The organism is Roseisalinus antarcticus, from assembly GCF_900172355.1.
Classification (GTDB): Bacteria; Pseudomonadota; Alphaproteobacteria; order Rhodobacterales; family Rhodobacteraceae; genus Oceanicola; species Oceanicola antarcticus_A.
Genome location: NZ_FWFZ01000005.1, coordinates 43,647 through 61,361 on the forward strand (window position 1 = coordinate 43,647; position 17,715 = coordinate 61,361).

General features: G+C 66.2%; 16 protein-coding genes. 6 read left to right on the forward strand and 10 right to left on the reverse strand.

Annotation, left to right across the window (positions count from 1 at the left end; translation table 11 throughout):
- Window position 1: 1 nt before the first annotated feature.
- The 7 genes from ROA7023_RS06460 to ROA7023_RS06485 form a co-directional block, all read right to left on the reverse strand.
- Window positions 2–1,351 carry a DUF6638 family protein gene (locus ROA7023_RS06460; protein WP_085878206.1) on the reverse strand — a complete coding sequence of 450 codons (1,350 nt, stop codon included), beginning with the start codon at window positions 1,349–1,351 and terminating at the stop codon, window positions 2–4.
- Entirely contained in the window at window positions 1,348–1,989 is a 642-nt protein-coding gene (locus ROA7023_RS23710) for a hypothetical protein (protein ID WP_159458452.1), read from the reverse strand. Before ROA7023_RS23710 ends, ROA7023_RS06460 begins: the two co-directional genes overlap by 4 nt.
- A gap of 33 nt (window positions 1,990–2,022) precedes the next feature.
- Complete coding sequence (locus ROA7023_RS06465) at window positions 2,023–2,364, reverse strand: hypothetical protein (protein ID WP_085878207.1); 342 nt, start codon at window positions 2,362–2,364, stop codon at window positions 2,023–2,025.
- Window positions 2,364–4,295 (reverse strand): AAA family ATPase, encoded by a 1,932-nt coding sequence (locus ROA7023_RS06470; protein ID WP_085878208.1) that lies wholly within the window; start codon window positions 4,293–4,295, stop codon window positions 2,364–2,366. The genes ROA7023_RS06465 and ROA7023_RS06470 overlap by 1 nt, the downstream gene beginning before the upstream one ends.
- Window positions 4,296–4,395: 100 nt before the next feature.
- Window positions 4,396–5,511, reverse strand: a complete 1,116-nt coding sequence (locus tag ROA7023_RS06475; RefSeq protein WP_085878209.1) for a hypothetical protein — start codon at window positions 5,509–5,511, stop codon at window positions 4,396–4,398.
- Window positions 5,512–5,603: 92 nt separating this feature from the next.
- Window positions 5,604–6,680 (reverse strand): coiled-coil domain-containing protein, encoded by a 1,077-nt coding sequence (locus ROA7023_RS06480; RefSeq protein WP_085878210.1) that lies wholly within the window; start codon window positions 6,678–6,680, stop codon window positions 5,604–5,606.
- Window positions 6,681–6,845: 165 nt separating this feature from the next.
- Window positions 6,846–7,289, reverse strand: coding sequence for a cupin domain-containing protein (locus ROA7023_RS06485; RefSeq protein ID WP_234992059.1), 444 nt, complete (start codon window positions 7,287–7,289; stop codon window positions 6,846–6,848).
- A 207-nt stretch (window positions 7,290–7,496) separates the two neighbouring features.
- Between ROA7023_RS06485 and ROA7023_RS06490 the strand changes: the two genes are divergently transcribed.
- Window positions 7,497–8,411 (forward strand): LysR substrate-binding domain-containing protein, encoded by a 915-nt coding sequence (locus tag ROA7023_RS06490; RefSeq protein ID WP_085878211.1) that lies wholly within the window; start codon window positions 7,497–7,499, stop codon window positions 8,409–8,411.
- A gap of 40 nt (window positions 8,412–8,451) precedes the next feature.
- Here ROA7023_RS06490 and ROA7023_RS06495 read toward each other — a convergent pair whose 3' ends face one another.
- Together ROA7023_RS06495 and ROA7023_RS06500 are read right to left on the reverse strand one after the other, a co-directional pair.
- On the reverse strand, window positions 8,452–9,657 hold the full coding sequence (locus tag ROA7023_RS06495) for an aminopeptidase P family protein (protein ID WP_085878212.1): 1,206 nt from the start codon (window positions 9,655–9,657) through the stop codon (window positions 8,452–8,454).
- A 157-nt stretch (window positions 9,658–9,814) separates the two neighbouring features.
- Window positions 9,815–10,585, reverse strand: coding sequence for a hormone-sensitive lipase (locus ROA7023_RS06500; RefSeq protein WP_085878213.1), 771 nt, complete (start codon window positions 10,583–10,585; stop codon window positions 9,815–9,817).
- 78 nt (window positions 10,586–10,663) lie between these two features.
- Between ROA7023_RS06500 and ROA7023_RS06505 the strand changes: the two genes are divergently transcribed.
- The 5 genes from ROA7023_RS06505 (at window position 10,664) to ROA7023_RS06525 (ending at window position 17,151) form a co-directional block, all read left to right on the forward strand.
- On the forward strand, window positions 10,664–12,142 hold the full coding sequence (locus ROA7023_RS06505) for an NAD-dependent succinate-semialdehyde dehydrogenase (protein ID WP_085878214.1): 1,479 nt from the start codon (window positions 10,664–10,666) through the stop codon (window positions 12,140–12,142).
- A 142-nt stretch (window positions 12,143–12,284) separates the two neighbouring features.
- Window positions 12,285–12,947 (forward strand): potassium channel family protein, encoded by a 663-nt coding sequence (locus ROA7023_RS06510; protein ID WP_085878215.1) that lies wholly within the window; start codon window positions 12,285–12,287, stop codon window positions 12,945–12,947.
- A 3-nt stretch (window positions 12,948–12,950) separates the two neighbouring features.
- A complete protein-coding gene (locus tag ROA7023_RS06515; protein WP_234992061.1) occupies window positions 12,951–14,285 on the forward strand; it encodes a TrkH family potassium uptake protein in 1,335 nt (444 codons plus the stop codon).
- A 248-nt stretch (window positions 14,286–14,533) separates the two neighbouring features.
- Window positions 14,534–15,070: an RNA polymerase sigma factor gene (locus tag ROA7023_RS06520; protein ID WP_085878358.1), complete on the forward strand. Its 537-nt coding sequence runs from the start codon at window positions 14,534–14,536 to the stop codon at window positions 15,068–15,070.
- Between the two features lie 221 nt (window positions 15,071–15,291).
- Window positions 15,292–17,151, forward strand: a complete 1,860-nt coding sequence (locus ROA7023_RS06525; RefSeq protein ID WP_370739203.1) for a vWA domain-containing protein — start codon at window positions 15,292–15,294, stop codon at window positions 17,149–17,151.
- Here the strand turns inward: ROA7023_RS06525 and ROA7023_RS06530 are convergent.
- On the reverse strand, window positions 17,097–17,711 hold the full coding sequence (locus ROA7023_RS06530) for a helix-turn-helix transcriptional regulator (RefSeq protein ID WP_085878217.1): 615 nt from the start codon (window positions 17,709–17,711) through the stop codon (window positions 17,097–17,099). The two genes, ROA7023_RS06525 and ROA7023_RS06530, sit on opposite strands and share 55 nt — an antisense overlap.
- Between the last annotated feature and the right edge of the window lie 4 nt (window positions 17,712–17,715).

Consider the following 17,715-nt stretch of genomic DNA (forward strand, 5'->3'; position numbering starts at 1 on the left):
CCTATCTGCCGCGCCGCACCGCGCCCCAGGGCCCGACCAGATCGACGAGGTCGGGCTTGGGTTCGTTCTGCGGCTCTTCCATCGGCGGCTCGTGACCGAACAGCGCCTCTCGCGTTCCTGCCTTATCCACTTGGTATTCACGATCAAGGAAATCCACCACATAGGCCCGCTTTTCATCCGGCCATGTGGCATAGGCGGCGTAGAACGCGGCCTTGTGACAGATGAAAAGCTGGCGGATATCCAGCGGCGACAGCTCCGCCAGCAGCATGTTCACGAGGTCCGCGTCGGGCACGTCGGCCGCGCGCAGGGTGTAGAAGTAAGCCGGATGGTCGGAGGTGATGCGCGGCCAGGGCCCGCCCTCCTCGGCCCAGCGCGCCAACGCGGCGAGCCCCTGGTATTCCGGCGGCAGCCTATCGGCATAGCGCCGACCTAGGTTGCGCAGATCGCGCCGTGTGGCGCCGGTCAGGTCCTCTCCCATGGACGCGGCAAGTTCGGCCACGACGAAATCCATCTTCTGGTGCAGGATCGCGGCGCCGTCGATGCCGCGCGCCTTGATGATCGGCTCGGCCAGGTTGTTCACCTCGAGGAAGATCGCGATTTCGGTGCGATCCTTCATGTCGAAGGTGCTCTCGATCGGCAGGGGGCCGAGCTGGGCCTTGTCGCCGCTGGCGATGGCCGCGGGCTCGGCCACATTGCGGAAGATGTAGAGGCCGCCGTGATGCGCCGTCCAGAAATTGCTCTGGTCGAAGGACATGTGGTCCAGCTTGACCGGGTTGCGCATCACGTCGCCGGTCTGCTTGGCCAGGCCGATCATCTCGGCGATCAGCACGTCGTCATACCAGGCGCCCTCTTCGGTCTTGAAGCGGTCCACCAGCCGGCCGAGCTTGTCGGCGGTGGCGACGGTGCCGGCGGTGGTGTCGGCCTCCACGGTGATGCGGCGGATGTTGAACAGCTGCGCGGGGGTGGAGACGTTGAACACCGAGTTGACAAGCTCTCCGGCGACGGCATCGCGGGCTGTCAGCGCGAAAAGCTGCGGCTCGTTCCGGTCGATGAACTGGCGCAGGATGCTGCGGTTGGTCGAGAACCTGGCGTCGAGCAGCGGCGCGGTCTTCTGCTCGGTCGTCAGCAGTATGAACTGCCGGTTGACGCCCGCGTGGTTGAGGTAAAGCGGGTCGTCGAGCTCTGCCCCGATCTCGGGGGAATAGCCTGAAATGTCGAGGTGGAAATCCGTGAGGGTCGTGGACTTCCCGGTCAGATGCCTGAGTGCGCGGTTATAGCGCTCGACCAGCGCGGGCGAGGTCACCGGGATCAAATTCCCGAACATGAGACCGCGTTCGATGAGGCGTTTCATGATTTTGCGTCTACTTTCGGTCTCAAAAAGTCTTCTATTTCCTTCACCACGGACCCAAACTCCCTCGAGAACTCATCTCTCTCAGACGACAACTCGTACATGACTGTCCGACTCTTTCGAAGCGCCTCCTGCGCCGATCTTCTTTGGAACTCAGGAAGGGCCGGATCACTGGCATCCAGAGAATTTGAAACTTCAATATTAAGTTCGGCCTGGAGATCAAAGAGACGATTAAATCTGTTCCGCAATTCCGAACCCCAAGTTGCATCTGCTTCCAGCAAGACGGCGTGAAGTTCGCTTCGCGTCGAAGCAACACTTTTCCACCGACGCTCATACACTCGCGCGTTTGACAAGAAGCGGTTTTTATCACCGTGCGACCACTTGTCCTCTTCTGTCATCCTTTCCGGAGCCTCCGACGAAAAAATAAACGGGCTTCGCAGGGCTATAATTGCCTCGCGATATCGGTAGAGAGATAGCAATAACCGACGAGCCAGCCCACTGTCCCTGTCATATCGGCTTTGGTGTTTCCACGTATTGAGCCCCATATACGCCGCCACGGCGCCTGCAACTGCGGCTCCAGCCATCAGAATTTGACCCAGCGCACCAATCGCGGCCGTTATTCCATCCGGAAAATTACCCAAGCTCGACACCATCATGCGGGACAATAAAAACTTCTACCACGTCGCCTCCACCCAATGCTTCGGCAGCCCCGCCACCGACAGCACCAGCAATGGCGCCCAGATCAGGGCCGAGGCCGCGCCGAGGCGCGCGAAATGGGCCAGACCGTCGAGCACGCCCAGACTGAACATCTGACCCAGCGACAGACCCTGCCAGAGGTAGAGGCCCAGGAACACGCCCATCGAGATCAGCGTCATCACCAGTGCCGCGACAAAGGCCAGCACCAGGAGCGGCCGCACGCCCTCGGGGAAGTACCGCGCCAACACGCGCGGCACGGTCCAGCCCAGGGCGGCGAGGCAGATCGCGGGCAGGATGAGGCCCTGGCCGAACGCCTCCATCAGTCGCGGCTTTGCGCATAGCGGCGTCGGGCTTCCTCCATCCGGCCCATCTCGCGCACGGCGGTCTCGATGGCGACCTCGTCGGACTTGTCGGCGTAGCGGAATTCGCTGTCGGCGTAGCGGTTGATCTCTTGCAGGACCATCTCGGTGATGATCGGGCGGCGCAGCTCCTCGATCATCGCCTTCTTGGTGTCGTAGGGCTTGAAGAGGAACAGTTCGGGGTCCTCCATCCATGCGTCGGGCAGCTCGAAATCCATCGCCCGGACCTTCACCGCGTCGGTGATGTTCTTGATCGCGCGGCCGGTAAAGCGGTCGTCCGCAGCCTGGATCGCCTTGAGGTAGGTGCCCAGCTTGGCGATGGTGTCGAGCTCGCCGATGTCCGATCGCACCTGGTCGAAGACCCTGACCAGGCCGTCCTCGTGGGGACGGGTGTGCGCCTCGAACGACCTGGCGACGGCGCGCTTGATCTCCTGGTTGGCATAGAGGTCGTGGTCGCCCAGCGGAATGTCGTGGTTGCGGCCCATCAGCAGGTGCAGGATGTCGATGTAATCCTCGCGGGTCTGCGGGCCGTCGACCAGAAAGCGCGCACCCGCCCGCTGGCGCAGGGCGTCGTCCACGTTCTCGGGGTAGTTCGAGAACATGCCGAAGGTGCAGTTGCCGCGCACCACCGTGTTGGCCCCGGCAAAGCTCTCCATCAGGACGGCGGTGATTTCGAGCTGGCCGGCGCTCGACTGGCGGTCGCCGCGCTTGCCGGCGAGCTGGTCGATGTCGTCGATCGTGCCAAAGCCGATGACCGACGGGTCGACGATGGAATTGATGAAGGCCTTGGCGTTCTGGCCAGACTTGCCCTGGTAGCTGTCGATGTTGTCGGTCGACAGGTTCTGGTAGCGGAACGGATAGCCCGCGACCTGGCAGTATTCGTGCAGCAGGCCGGCCATCATCTGGATCAGGGTCGTCTTGCCGGTCCCGGGCTTGCCGTCGCCCATGAAAGTGAAGATGAAGCCGCCAAGATCGGCGAAGGGGTTGAGCCTGCGCTCGAAATCATAGGCCATCAGCATCTTGGCCAGCCGCATGGCCTGGTATTTGGCGATATGGTTGCCCACGACCTCATGCGGCTTCTTGAAGGTCATCGTGAGGGTGGAGGATTTGGCGGCCCGGGCGGGCGAGAAGCCCTGGATCGTGAACCCCTTCTCCGCCACGCGCCAACTGGCGCGGGTGAACGGCTCGAGCCTGCCGGCGGTGGTCGCCCGGGCCGCCACGCGGTCCATCACCTGCTCGGCGAAGGCAGCGATCGTGGCAACCAGGCGCGGTTCCGTCGAGGCATGGGCCGCGATGTCCTGGTCGAGCTCCCACAGGAGCCCGTGGAGCGCAAGCTGGCCGTTCTCGGTCAGAAGCTCCTCGACCTCGCCGACCTCGACCGACTCCTCCGTGGTGTGATCGGCAAGGTGGAAAGCGGTCGCCGAGGCCCAGACATATGCAGAGACGAGCGCCTCGGCGGTCAGCAGCTCGCTGAACTCGGAGGATTTGGCCGGCGGCAGGCTGCCTTCGAGATTGGTGCGCTTGAGGTCCGACAGACCGGTCCGTTCGGCGAATTGCTCCCCCACGCAGAGGGCGATGGCCAGCGACCGGCGCAGGACGTTGAGGACCGTGGCCTGCAGGGGCGTGATGAGCGCGTCGCCGTCGGCGCCCTCGATGCGTTCGATCAGGTGCACGCTCTCCGTGCGCACGGGGCGGCGGGTCACGAGGCCGGGCGTGGTGGAGCGGAAGGCCCTGCGCGTGCCGATCCCGGGGGAGCGCTCCGGTCGCGGGGTCGCGTTGCCCGTCGCAATCCGGGGCGAGTGGTCGATACCCTGCAACAAGAAGAGCGCGGCGGCATAGTGCTTGCGAATGTCTTCTTCGCGCAATTCCATCTGGTCACTCGTCAGGCTCATGGCGCTGCCCTTTCCCTGTTCTTGAAACACGCCCACCGAAGGCGCCGATTTTCCCGGAAAATCGGACCAGAATATTCGCGAATATTCTGGGGCGCTCCGATCATCTGTAGCTCAGGACCCGGCCGCGTGGGCTGACCACGAACTTGCGGACATCCCGGAACCCAGGCGGGTCCAGCTCCGCCAGCGCCTGGTAGGGTCGTTCGGGCAGGATAATCGCCCGTTCCATCGCGGTCGCGCCGGTCTGCGCGCCCCTGCCGGAGAACGGGTCGAGCGCGAAGATCTCCCGCTCGACCCGGCCGAACCAGCCGGTCGGGACATCCTCGACCCGCTCGGAGCGCAGGTCCTCCTCGGTCCAGACCAGCGCCCAATCCTCGCCCTCCGGCGCGCGGGCCGTCTCGAGCACCTGGCCGATCGGGCCGGTCTGGTGGGTAAAGCTGTGGGAATACATCGGCCCCACGTGAAACCGGCGCAGCCGCTTGGGGTGCAGGTCGTCGAAATCCTCGTCGAAGCCCTTGGCGATGGTGAGCAGTTTCAGACCGCCGACGGACTGGGCCATCAAGTGATTCTGTGCCTCGGGCCAGCGGCGCTCGTCCTTGGGCAGACCGATACGGCCGGTATCCTCGACCTCCATCAGGTAGATCTGGGGCAGGTTCACCTGGCTGTCGTAGACCGCCCAGTGCAGCAGGAACCGCCGCCGCGATCCGTCGTTGCCGAGCCAGACGGCCTCGGGATCGTTGCGGGCCCAGAACAGCCCGCCGCGGGCGAGTTCTTCGTAGTAGAGCCGTTGGGACAGGGCGAATTGCAGCTTGGTCGGAATCTCCAGATCTCCGACGATTGCCCGGACCATCTGGTCCTTCAACGCTTGCTCACCGGGCAGGCCAGCCAAGTGACGCTCTGCCTGCTGGGCATCGTTGGCCATTGTCAGAAGTTCGTGGAAGACGGGAAATCCGCTCTCCTGGCGGTCGAAGGTCAGCTTGCCGGCATGGGCGTAGCGGCCGGAGAAATGATATTTGTGCGCGAGCGCCCGAAAGGTAAGGGTCAGGCCGAGCAGATACCGGGCAATGACATCGACCTCGTGGCGCGCGAGGCGCTTCTCGGCCTCCATGACGGCGGCCACGCGGCCGAGATGCCCGGTGATCGCCTGAAACTTGGCGACGTAGCGCCGGGTGACCCGGGTGTCTTCCAGCTGGAAGTGATCGAGGGTGGTCTCGGACATGGCAGCGTCACCTCCGGGTCCGGGACCGCGGGAGCCTCCGGCGGGAGTTTTTCGGCCAAGATGAAGCTGCGGTCACGGGCCCCCGGGCGCCATCAGGAGCCATATTGGTTGCTGTCGTGCTTTTCGACGATATTCTGGAACCGGCGCATGAAACGTTCGTCGGCCTTGGCCTTCTGTTCGAGCACGTCGCGGGCGAAGACCATGTGATCCTCGTGGGCTTCCAGCATGTCGGCCATGCGGCTGTTGGTGGCCGAGCCGATCGCGGCCATGGCGGTCTGGGCTTCCTGGTCGGTCTTGACACCGATCTCGTTTATCCGGTGCGCCACGTCCTGCTGCTGGGCCGTCTTCAGCGACTTGGTCAGCGCGTCGTAAAGCACGACACGCTGCTTGGTGTCGGTCTGCAGCTTGTTGATCAGCACCATCTGGGTCGCCGCCTGGTTCTGCAGCGAATCGATCCAGGTCTTGCCCTTCTCGATGTAGCGTTCGAGTGTCTGGCTCTTGGCGAGCTTCACCTGCTCTTCGCGCACCATGGCGTTGTAGCGGGCGTTGACCTCGGCGAGGTCGGTTTCCAGCCCGGTGCGGGTGGCCGCGTCCTGCTCCATGGAGATCCTGTTCTCGAGCTCGATGATCCTGGGGTCCATCGCGAGGATTTCGGCGCGGACGGCCTCGAGCTCGGACACCGTGGTTTCGCGCTCCACGAGGGTCGATTGCAGGTTGCCTTCGACCTTGGCCTTCTGGTCGTTCAGGATCGCCAGCTGGCCTTCGAGCAGCCGGGTGATCGTGTCCGACTTGGCAATCAGGTCCTGCAGCTTGTCGTCGATCGAGGCCGTGCGCATGCGTTCCTGACGCAGGCTGTCGGACTTGCCCTTGGAGAAGACGCCGACGAAGCTTTCCCAGCCGGTCTTGGACCGCATCTCGTCGAAATCCTTGGAGAAACCGGCGGTAACATCATCCAGCCCCATGATCAGTTCGGCGATGTTGGCGTTCATCAGGTCGGTATGGGCGTGGACCTCGTCTAGGGTTGCGTTCTCGATGTCGACCGCGATGTCCTCGCCCTGCTCCATCTTGGCGCGGGCGGTCTCGATGCGGCTGGTCAGTTCCGCGATCTTGCTCTGCGCCTCGGCGACCTGGGATTGGCTCTCGCGGATCTGGGTATCGAAATCGGCCATGACTGTCCTCTTGAGTATCTACTAACCCGAAAATCTATATGGGAAAGGTAGCGAGGTTTTTCAGGGCTTGGTAGGCCGAATTCGCGACAAGGCGCGACATCGCATCTGCCGCGGCCCGGAACCCGTGGGACCCGGACCGCGGCATCCATCATTCGGCCCAGCCTGTCAGTCGGTCTTTGCGATATCGCAGACGAGGGCTGTCGCCGGCGCCTCTGTCCGGTTGTAGACCCAGTGGACCGTGTCCTCGTTTTCGGGGAACGTGCCAAGCTCGGCGGCGTCGAAGGTCCGCTCGCCGCCGGGCTGGCCCTCGACCCAGGCGCCGTCGACGACGGTGACGATGCCGGGGCGGTCCTCGTGGCTGTGCTCGGCGATCTGGCCGCCGGGGGCGATCTCGATCGCGCGCATCCGCATGGTGTAGCCCGACAGGCCGATCGTCGCCTCGAGCGTGTCGGACGACAGCTCCTGCAGCATCGCCACGTCGAGGCCGACATGCTCTGTCGGCCCCGTGAGATTGGCGAGCACCTGGCCGCCGCCGAGGGCCACGGCGAGGCCTGCGATGGCGCCGAAGAGAAAGTTCAGGGGCTGGAATTTCGCGTGTGTTCCGGGCATATCGATGTCTCCTTCCGAAATCTGGTTTTCATCACACCCAGAGCGTAGCGGGGTGGCGGCAGATGCCCGAACGCGGATTTTTCATGCTGCGGTGAAAGGGATTCACCCGGGTCGATTGGGTTCTTTTGATTTGGGCGCCCCGAGGTGCTAAACTCGACCAACTCTCGGGTTTTCTCGACCGGGGACAGATCGAAGGGTTGCAGATCCGTGGGACGCAGACTGCCACCGTTTGCCGCCGTCAAGGCGTTCGAGGCCGCCGCGCGGCATGGCAACATGAAAACCGCGGCGGACGAGCTGTGCCTGTCGCCCTCGGCGGTCAGCCACCAGATCCGGGCGCTTGAGGATTACCTCGACACGGCGCTCTTCGAGCGGCACGGGAACCTTCTGACACTGACCCTGACGGGGCGGGGCTATTCCGGCAAGCTGACCGGCCTGCTCGACGGGCTGGACGAAGCGACACGCGCGATCCAGCAGGCCGGGCACCGGTCGTTCAGGGTGCTGTGCACGCCGGGGTTCGCGGCCCGGTGGCTGGTGCCGAGGCTGGACCGGCTGAGTTTCGGAAACCGGGTGCAGTTGCGGGTGTCCGAGGGGGCGCCCTCGACGGATTTCGCCTCAAACGACGCGGACCTGGTGATCCAGTGGACCGACGCGCCGGTCACCGGCGTGGTGACGGAGCCGCTGATGGAATCCGGCCGCTATCCGGTCATCAGCCCCGAGCTGAAACAGCGCGAGGACGTGTCGTCGCCCGAGGATCTGGCCCGGGCCACGCTCATGCACGATGTCACGATGGATGCATGGGGCGAGTGGTTCCGCGCCGCCGGGGTTGCGCCGCCGGTGATGCCGCGCGGGCCGACCTTCCCGAATTGCGAACTGGCCACCACGGCGGCCGAGCGAGGCCAGGGCATCTCGCTCGCCTATGACGCGGTGGTGCGCGGGACGATCGAAGAGGGGCGGCTGGTGCGGCTGTTCGACACGGTGATCATGCCCTTCGTGATCTATTCCGTGGCCTATGCCGAGGCCCGCAGCGAGGATCCGATGATCCGCGAATTCGCCGGCTGGATCCATTCCGAGGTCGCGATGGACGGCACCCATGCCGCGCAACGCGCACTTGTCAGCCCCTGACGGGATGTGGGGACGCCCGGGTCGCGGGCGCCCCCGCGGGTCAGCCCACCACGTTGTGCGCGGGGCCGTAGGGGAAGCCGGTGATGTCCTCGGCGCCGTCCTTGCCGATCACCAGGATGTCATGCTCGCGGTAGCCGCCCGCGCCGGCCTGGCCGGCGGGAATCGTCAACATCGGCTCCATCGAGATCACCATCCCGGGCTCCAGCACGGTGTCGATATCCTCGCGCAGCTCCAGCCCGGCCTCGCGGCCGTAGTAATGCGACAGCACCCCGAACGAGTGACCATAGCCGAAAGTCCGGTATTGCAGCATGTCCCGCTCGGCCAGGAAGGCGTTGATCTGCCGGGTGATATCGGAACAGCGCGCCCCGGGCCGGAGCAGCGACATCCCGAAGTCGTGGGCGGCGACATTGGCCTCCCAGACCCGCAGCGAGGCGTCATCGACCGAGCCCACGAACAAGGTGCGCTCGAGCGCGGTGTAATAGCCCGAAATCATCGGGAAGGTGTTGAGCGACAGGATGTCACCGGGCTGCAGGGCGCGGGCGGTCACCGGGTTGTGGGCGCCATCCGTGTTGAGGCCCGACTGGAACCAGACCCAGGTGTCGCGGTATTCCGCATCGGGGAACCGCTTGGCGATCTCGGCCTCCATCGCGTCGCGGCCAGCCATGGCGATGTCGATCTCGCGCACGCCGGGGCGGATCGCGTCGCGCACCGCGTGGCCGCCGATGTCGGCGACCTGCGTCCCGTGGCGGATCAGGGCGATCTCGGCCGGCGATTTGCGCATCCGCTGGGTCATCGCGACCGGGTCGATCGCCACCGTCTCGGACGGCGCCACGACGGCCTTCAGGGCCCGGCAGCGGTCCAGGGTCAGGTGATCCTCTTCGAGCCCCAGGCATTTGCCGGGGCCGGTCAGGCCCTGGACCGTCTGCCAGAAGTTGTCGCGGCTCCAGTCGGTATAGGTGATCGCGTCGCCGTGGCACCGGCGCCAAGGCTGGCCCGCGTCGATGCCGGCGCTGATGGTGGTGCAATCCTGCGCGGTGACCACCAGGCCGTAGGGCCGGCCGAAGGCGCAATAAAGAAAGCCCGAGTAATAGGCGATGTTGTGCATCGAGGTGAACAGCGCGGCCTCGATACCGGCGGCCTCCATCGCGCTGCGCAGCCCGGCCAGGCGGGCGTCGTATTCGGCGGGCGCGAAGGGCAGTTGGGCCTTTTCGCCATTGTGAAAGCGGTAGTTGCGGGGACGGTCCACGAGCGACCTCCTTTTGATGTCAAAAGAGGTCCCGGCGTGCAGGACGGGAATGCGGAGAAGTCCGGGGCGACGCCATCGCCCCGCGCAAGGCCTTATCGATCCACAGCGGCCGCCGATCAAGCCCCCTCTTCCCGTGGCCGTGCCTCATGCTGTCGGGTCAGGCCAGCAGGGCGCGGCAGACCGGCGATCGCGCGTCGGTCAGCCCGTCGATGACGTCGAAATGGTGCCGGCCGGCCTCTTCCGTCAGGGGTGCCTGCCAGGACCGGGCCAGTGCGCGGGCCTGGGAGAGGAAGGCGGGGCGCTCCTCCGCGCCGACCCAGATCGTGACCGGCACGGTCGGGGGCGGGTGGCGCTGCGGGCTCTCGGTGCGGGCCTCGCCCGCGTCGAGGCGCAGGGTCGCGTTGCGCGGCGTCTCGCGCAGGGGCGCAAGGTCGCCCAGAGGCGATATCGGCAGGATCCGGGCGATGCGCCCGCGCTCGGGCAGGGCCACGTCGGCGCAGCCCATGCGCGCCACCAGGTGGCCGCCCGCCGAATGCCCCACCAGACGGATCGGCCCCGTCACCTCGGCCGCCGCCGCACCCACGGCGCGGGCGATGGCCGCGGTGATCTGCGAGATGCGCACGTCGGGACAAAGCTCGTATCCCGGCACCGCCACCCCCCAGCCGGCCGCCAGCGGCCCGGTTGCAAGGTGCGACCAGTCGGACCGCTCGCATTGCATCCAGAACCCGCCGTGCACGAAAATCACCAGCCCGCGCGGCGGGGCGTCGGGCAGGAAGAGGTCGATCGCCTCGCGGCCTCCCGGCCCGTAGCGCAGCACCCGGGGAGGCTGCGCTGCGCGAAATTCGGCCGCCGCATGGGCCCAGAGGTAGGGGTAGCGGTCGCCACCGGCGATATGCACACCCACGGCGTAGGGGTCGTCGGGATCCATTTGCCTGTCCTCGCATTGGTCTTTCAATCAGAGAATGCCCGCAATAGATGTGCAGAGAAACCAGATCTGGAGGCTTTCATGCTGGACCATACGACGGATTTCAAATCCCTGCTGAACGACCCGAGCCTTGTCTGCGAGGACGCCTATGTCGGCGGCGCGTGGGTTCAGGCCAAAAGCGGCAAGACCTTCGAGGTGACGAACCCCGCACGCGGCGACGTCATTGCCCGGGTCGCCGACCTGACCCGAGAGGAGGTGGCGGAGGCCATCGCCATCGCCGACCGCGAGCGTCACGCCTGGGCCGCCAGGACGGCCAAGGAACGCGCCCAGATCCTGCGACGCTGGTTCGACCTGATGATGGCCAACCAGGAAGACCTGGCGGTGATCATGACCGCGGAACAGGGCAAGCCGCTGGCCGAGTCGCGCGGCGAGATCGCCTATGGCGCCGCCTTCATCGAGTGGTTCGGGGAAGAGGCCAAGCGGATCTACGGCGAGACCATACCCGGCCACCAGCCCGACAAGCGGATCACCGTCCTGCGCCAGCCCATCGGCGTCGCGGCCGGGATCACGCCATGGAACTTCCCCAATGCGATGATCACCCGCAAGGCCGCCCCGGCCCTTGCCGCGGGCTGCGCCTTCGTCGTCCGCCCGGCCTCCGAGACGCCGCTGTCGGCCCTTGCCATGGCCAAGCTCGCCGAAGAGGCCGGCGTGCCGAAGGGCGTGTTCTCGGTTGTCACCTCCCAGGACGCCTCGGGCGTGGGCAAGGAATTCTGCGAGAACCCGATCGTGCGCAAGCTGACCTTCACCGGCTCCACCCAGACCGGGCGCATCCTGCTGCGGCAGGCGGCCGACCAGGTGATGAAATGCTCGATGGAGCTTGGCGGCAACGCGCCGTTCATCGTCTTCGACGACGCCGATATCGACAAGGCGGTCGAGGGCGCGATCATGTGCAAGTTCCGCAACAACGGACAGACCTGCGTCTGCGCCAACCGGATCTATGTGCAGGACGGTGTCTACGACGAATTCGCGGCCAAGCTGAAGAAAGCGGTCGAGGCGCTGAAAGTCGGCGACGGGCTGGACGATGGCACCCAGCTTGGGCCGCTGATCGCGCCCAAGGCCAGCGAGAAGGTCCTCGATCACTTGCAGGACGCCTTGTCCAAGGGCGCCAAGCTTCTGACCGGGGGGGACCCGCATCCGCTGGGCGGCCAGTTCCTGAACCCGACCATCGTCACCGACGCGACGCCGGAGATGAAGGTCTCGACCGAAGAGACGTTCGGTCCCTTCGCGCCGCTCTTCCGTTTCAAGGACGAGGCCGAGGTCATCGCGCTGGCCAACGACACGATCTTCGGTCTGGCCTCCTACGTCTACGCCCGCGACATCGGGCGGGTGACCCGGATGCAGGAAGCGCTGGAATACGGGATCGTCGGCATCAACACCGGCATCATCTCGACCGAGGTCGCGCCCTTCGGCGGCGTCAAGCAATCCGGCCTCGGCCGCGAGGGCAGCCGCCACGGGATCGAGGATTATCTCGAGATGAAATACGTCTGCACCAGCATCTAGGCCGCAGGCCCCGGACCCGCGCCCCCGTGGCCTGCGGGCCCGGGGGCGCACCCTCATGCGGGCCGCGCCAACGGCCCGGCAGGTCTTGCACTCGTCCGCGGCAGGGTCTTATCTGCTGACTTCGTTATCGCGGGAGAGGCTCATGGCAAGGAGGAACCGCACGATCGCCGTGCTGGGGCTCGGCAATTTCGGGGCGGTCATCGCCAGCGAGCTCGCCCGCTTCGGCAATGACGTCATCGGCATCGACGTGGATCGCAGGATCGTCTCGGACCAGGCCGACAAGCTCGGCCAGGCGCTGATCCTCGATGCCCGCGACGAGGCCGCCCTGCGCGAGGCCGGCATCGCCGATTGCGACGCGGCCGTGGTGGCGATGGCCACGAATATCGAGGTCTCCATCCTCTCGGTCATGAACCTCAAGCTGCTGGGCGTTCGGACGATCTGGGCCAAGGCCGTGAGCCGCACACACCATCGCATCCTCTCCAAGCTGGGGGTCGATCGGGTCATCCACCCCGAGGAAGAGATGGGCCGCACCATCGCCCAGATGATCCACAACCCGCTGATCCGCGATCTCGCATCGCTCGGGAACGGCAATTACGTGGTGAATTTCATCGTGCCGCCGTCCCTGGCCGGCAAGCGTGTCGAGGACCTGGACCTGCCGTCCCGGCATGAGGTCCGCGCCATCGGCGTCATGCGCGGATCGGATTGGCTGGGCGGCGAGACCTGCGACACCGCATTGTCAGAGGATGACAAGCTGATCCTGCTCGGCTCCCGCACCAAGCTACGCAGCTTCGCCGAAGGGCTCTGAGCCTTGGCGCGGCCCCTCCAGAGGCTGGTCGGCCGGCTGCCGCCGCCGTCGCTGCTGGCGCTGCTCTATCTGGTGCTGGTGTTGCTGGGGACAGGGTTGCTGATGCTGCCGGCCGCGCAGGCCGTGCCGGTCAGGTTGAACGAGGCGTTCTTCACCTCCGCCTCGGCCGTCACTGTCACTGGCCTGATCGTGGTCGACCCGGGCACCAGCTTCACAATCTTCGGCCAGGCGGTGATTGCTGTGCTGATCCAGCTGGGCGGGCTGGGCCTGATGACCTTCGCGGCGCTGTTGCTGGTGACCCTCGGGATCAGCATCGGCATGCCCCAGCGCATCATCATGGGCGAAGAGCTCGGGACCGGCGGGTTCCGCAATCTGCTGCGGCTCGCCCGGCTGATCCTGATGGTGGCGGTCGTGGCAGAGGTGGCGGGAACGGCGCTGCTGATGCTTGTCTTCGTGCCCGAGATGGGCTGGGCCACTGGCACCTGGTCGGCCCTTTTCCACGCGGTCTCGGCCTTCAACAACGCCGGCTTCAGCCTGTTCGACGACAGCCTCGTGCGCCATGGGTCGGAACCTCTGGTCCTGCTGCCGATCGCGGCGCTCTTCATCATCGGCGGTATCGGCTTCGTCGTGCTGGGCGAGATCTGGCAGAAGCGGGCCTGGAGCAAGCTGTCGCTGCATTCCAAGCTGATGTTGACGGGGACCGGGGCCCTGCTGCTTGTCAGCTGGGCCCTGATCGGGGCGCTGGAATGGGGAAACCCGGCCACGCTTGGCGCCATGGAAGGCAGCGGCGACAGGCTTCTGGCGGCGTTCTTTCAGTCGGCCACGCCGCGTACCGCCGGGTTCAACGCCCTCGACACGGCCGCGCTGACCGACGCCTCCACAGTGTTGGTCATGGGCCTGATGTTCGTGGGCGGCGGCCCGACCTCGACCGCGGGCGGGATCAAGGTCACCACGGCGCTGGTGCTCATCCTCGCCACCCGCGCCTTTTTCCTGCGTCACGATACCCTGTCGGCTTTCGGACGCTCCATCGGTCTCGATGAGGTCATGAAGGTCATGGCCCTCGCGACGATCAGTGTGGGCATGGTATTCCTGGCCTGGTTCGTGCTGGCCGCGGGCCACGAGGGCGAGATGTTCGACCTGCTGTTCGAGGTCGTCTCCGCTTTCGGCACCGTGGGGCTAAGCCGCGGCGCAACGGCGGACCTCGATATTATCGGCCAGGTCATCGTGGCTTGCATCATGTTCCTCGGCCGCGTCGGCCCCCTGACCCTCGGCTTCTTCCTCGCGACCCGCAGCAGCCCCAGGATCGGCTATCCGCGCGGCCAGATCTACCTAGGCTGAGACCCCCTGCGAGGACGCCCAAGGCAGCCCGACCTTGTCATCCGCTTGCATCCCTTCGTCTGTGAAGCCGGCGCCTGGCCAGGATGCCTTGCCTCCGGCGGGAGTTTTTTGGCCAAGATTAAGCCCCGATCCTTCATCTTGGCCGAAAACTCCGGGGTCCGGGGCAGAGCCCCGGGGGGGCGCCGCCCGCGCCGATCGGTTTTTTCCAAGGATTGACGGCGGGGCCGCGTCCAACGACCGTGATGCGGATGAAAGTCAGTGATGAGGATCTGGCCCTTGCGGCAGGCGCGGGCGACGGCGAGGCCTTCGCCGTGCTGCTGGAACGGCAGTATGACCGGCTTTTCGGTCTGTGCTTTCGCCTGACCGGAAGCCGCGCCGAGGCCGAAGACCTCACGCAGGATATCTGCGCGGCCCTGCCCGCGAAGCTCTCAAGCTACCGCAGGCAGGCCCGGGTCTCGACCTGGCTCTATCGCGTGGCCGTCAACGCGGCCCACGATCGCAGGCGCCGGCGGGCGAGCTACATGAAGGCGACCGAAGGCTGGGGGGACTGGGAGCAGGCACGGGCCGCCGACAGCGCGGCGGAGACGCAACGGCAGGATTGGCTGATCCGCGCCATGGCGTCCCTGTCCGAAGATTTGCGCGATACGCTCGCGTTGGTGCTGGATGACCTGACACATGCCGAGGCCGCCGACGTGCTGGGCGTCTCCGAAGGCACGATCAGCTGGCGGATGTCCGAGGTCCGAAAACACTTGCGCGCCCTGAAAGAAAAGGAGGAGGCGGAATGACCCGCCCCGACGACATCGACGATCTGAAGGCCGCCCTGAGCGCCGCCACCCCGCGTCCGGACCCCGAGCGCAGGGCAGCGAACCTGCGGCATGCGCGGGAAAATTTCGCCGCCCACGCCCAGGCACGCACAAAAGAGAGCCACAGCCGCCAAGGAACTGAAGGCGCGACCCGTCACAGGTCTGCAGGTCCCGACAGGGGCCTTTTGACAGGAGTGATGACCATGCTTTCTAGAATGACGACGCGCGGCGGTCTTGTCGCAACAACCGCAATCTTCGCCGGATGCCTTCTGGTGCTCACGCCCCAGGGGCGGGAGGTCCTGACCCCCGGCCCATTCCTGCGCGGCGAAGCCGAGCCGCCGTCTCCGCAACCCGCTCCGGATGCCGAAGAGACCCGCGACCCGGCACCGTCCACGGATCGCCCGGTGACTGGCTCGACGGCGGGGCAACCGACAGATGACGCAGTGACCGCACCTGACCCGCTCAACGCGACGCGGATGGCCGAAAGCGAGGAGGAAAGCGACCTTGATGGCGGCATGATGGACAACATGCTGGCGGCGCCCGCCCCGGCGGTGCGGCCCGAAATCGCGGGGCGAAGCGCGGAGGCCGCCGCCGCCGAGAGCGACTTCGGCGGACTTGCCCGGGACAACGCGCCCACGGCAGAGGGCGAGGCTCTGCCCCTCGCCCCCGATACGGAAGCCTTCGCCAACGCCGCGCCGTCGGATCTGAAGATCACGGCCGAGGCTCCGGTCTCAACCTTTTCCATCGATGTCGACACCGCGTCCTGGTCGATTGTCCGTTCGTCCTTGATGCGTGGTGAACTGCCCCCGCCGGCGGCCGTCCGCATAGAGGAGATGATCAACTACTTCCCCTACGCCTATCCCGCCCCCGGGGATGGGGCACCGTTTCGCGCCGAACTCGGCGTGATCGAGACCCCATGGAACGCCGGAACTCGGCTTGTCCGCATCGGCCTGCAGGGGGAATTGCCCGAACTCGACGCCCGGCCTCCCCTGAACCTCGTGTTCCTGATCGATACCTCCGGCTCCATGGATGCCGCGGATAAGCTGCCGCTGCTTCGGCAGTCCTTTCGCCTGATGCTGTCGGAACTGCGCCCCGAGGACGAGGTGGCCATCGTCGCCTACGCCGGCTCCGCGGGCCGTGTGCTCGATCCGACGCCTGCGGGCGATCGCCAGGCCATTCTGGATGCGCTGGACCGACTGTCGGCCGGCGGGTCGACCAACGGCCAGGGCGGGCTCCAGCAGGCCTACGCGGTGGCCGAAGGCATGGCCGACGAAGGTGAGGTCAGCCGGATCCTTCTTGCGACCGACGGCGACTTCAACGTGGGCCTGTCCGACCCCTCCGCGCTTACGGATTATGTTGGGGAAAAACGCCGGACGGGCACGTATCTCTCGGTGCTGGGCTTCGGGCGCGGGAACCTGGATGACGCGACCATGCAGGCCCTCGCACAGAACGGCAACGGCACGGCTGCCTATATCGACACGCTCAACGAAGCGCAGAAAGTGCTTGTCGACCAGCTCTCGGGCGCCCTATTCCCGATTGCCGACGACGTGAAGATCCAGGTGGAGTTCAATCCAGCCACCGTGGCCGAATACCGGCTGATCGGCTACGAGACGCGCGCCTTGCGCCGCGAAGATTTCAACAACGACGCGGTGGACGCCGGGGAACTCGGCGCCGGGCATTCCGTCACGGCGCTTTACGAGATCACCCCCGTCGGATCCGACGCCCGGCTGACCGACCCCCTGCGCTATGCGCCCGCCGAGGCGAAGGGCACCGATGCAAGCGACGAATACGGGTTCCTCCGGCTCCGATACAAGGTGCCGGGCGAGGACGAGTCGCGCTTGATCGAGACACCGATCCCGTCGGAGCTGTCTGCGGACGAGAACGCCTCCTTCGCAGCCGCCATCGCCGGCTTCGGCGAACTCCTCCGCGGCTCGGATTACCTCGGGGACTGGAGCTACGCCGCAGCCATCGAGCTGGCGGGTGCGAACCAGGGCGCAGATACCTTCGGCTACCGCAGCGAAGCGGTCCGGCTGATGCGGCTGGCCCAGTCGCTCTCGCAATAGGGCGGGCGCCGCCTGCGCCTTGCCCATGCTTCCGGCGCAAGGCGCAGGCCCAGCGGGCGGATCGTGCGCGTCGTCACCTGGCCCGCGGCATCGGCATAGCTCAGGGACAGACGAAGGCGGTTGTCCGTGGCCGCCTCGATCCGGTCGATCAGGAGACGCACCTCGGGGGCGAGGTCGGGCATCGCGTAGGCGTGGATCGGCACGCCCGCCGCGCGGGTGCGGGCCGCATCAGGCAGGACTGCCTCGATCTTCACCAGTGCCTCTTCGGCGGCGGCGGCCATCTCGGCCCCGCCCCAGGCCCGCAGCATCCGGGCGCCGGCGACCAGTGCCACGATTTCCTGGCTCGTGAACATCAGCGGCGGCAGATCGTAGCCGGCCCGCATGATGTAGCCGACGCCAGCCTCCCCCTCGATGGGCACGCCGGAGCCGATGAGGTCGGCCACGTCCCGGTAGATCGTCCGGGGCGTGACCTCGAGTTTCTCGGCCAAGGCCCGCGCCGTCGTCAGCCGTCCGCCTCGGAGGTATTGGACGATCTGGAAGAGACGATCGGCGCGGCGCATGGCA

Excerpts from the sequence above, each read along its gene's own strand:
- ROA7023_RS06480 (WP_085878210.1), bottom strand. The coding sequence starts at position 6,680 with ATGGCCGATTTCGATACCCAGATCCGCGAGAGCCAATCCCAGGTCGCC.
- ROA7023_RS06530 (WP_085878217.1), bottom strand. The coding sequence starts at position 17,711 with ATGCGCCGCGCCGATCGTCTCTTCCAGATCGTCCAATACCTCCGAGGC.
- ROA7023_RS06470 (WP_085878208.1), bottom strand. The coding sequence starts at position 4,295 with ATGAGCCTGACGAGTGACCAGATGGAATTGCGCGAAGAAGACATTCGC.
- ROA7023_RS06485 (WP_234992059.1), bottom strand. The coding sequence starts at position 7,289 with ATGCCCGGAACACACGCGAAATTCCAGCCCCTGAACTTTCTCTTCGGC.
- ROA7023_RS06465 (WP_085878207.1), bottom strand. The coding sequence starts at position 2,364 with ATGGAGGCGTTCGGCCAGGGCCTCATCCTGCCCGCGATCTGCCTCGCC.
- ROA7023_RS06460 (WP_085878206.1), bottom strand. The coding sequence starts at position 1,351 with ATGAAACGCCTCATCGAACGCGGTCTCATGTTCGGGAATTTGATCCCG.
- ROA7023_RS06520 (WP_085878358.1), top strand. The coding sequence starts at position 14,534 with ATGAAAGTCAGTGATGAGGATCTGGCCCTTGCGGCAGGCGCGGGCGAC.
- ROA7023_RS06505 (WP_085878214.1), top strand. The coding sequence starts at position 10,664 with ATGCTGGACCATACGACGGATTTCAAATCCCTGCTGAACGACCCGAGC.
- ROA7023_RS06500 (WP_085878213.1), bottom strand. The coding sequence starts at position 10,585 with ATGGATCCCGACGACCCCTACGCCGTGGGTGTGCATATCGCCGGTGGC.
- ROA7023_RS06475 (WP_085878209.1), bottom strand. The coding sequence starts at position 5,511 with ATGTCCGAGACCACCCTCGATCACTTCCAGCTGGAAGACACCCGGGTC.
- ROA7023_RS06525 (WP_370739203.1), top strand. The coding sequence starts at position 15,292 with ATGCTTTCTAGAATGACGACGCGCGGCGGTCTTGTCGCAACAACCGCA.
- ROA7023_RS06510 (WP_085878215.1), top strand. The coding sequence starts at position 12,285 with ATGGCAAGGAGGAACCGCACGATCGCCGTGCTGGGGCTCGGCAATTTC.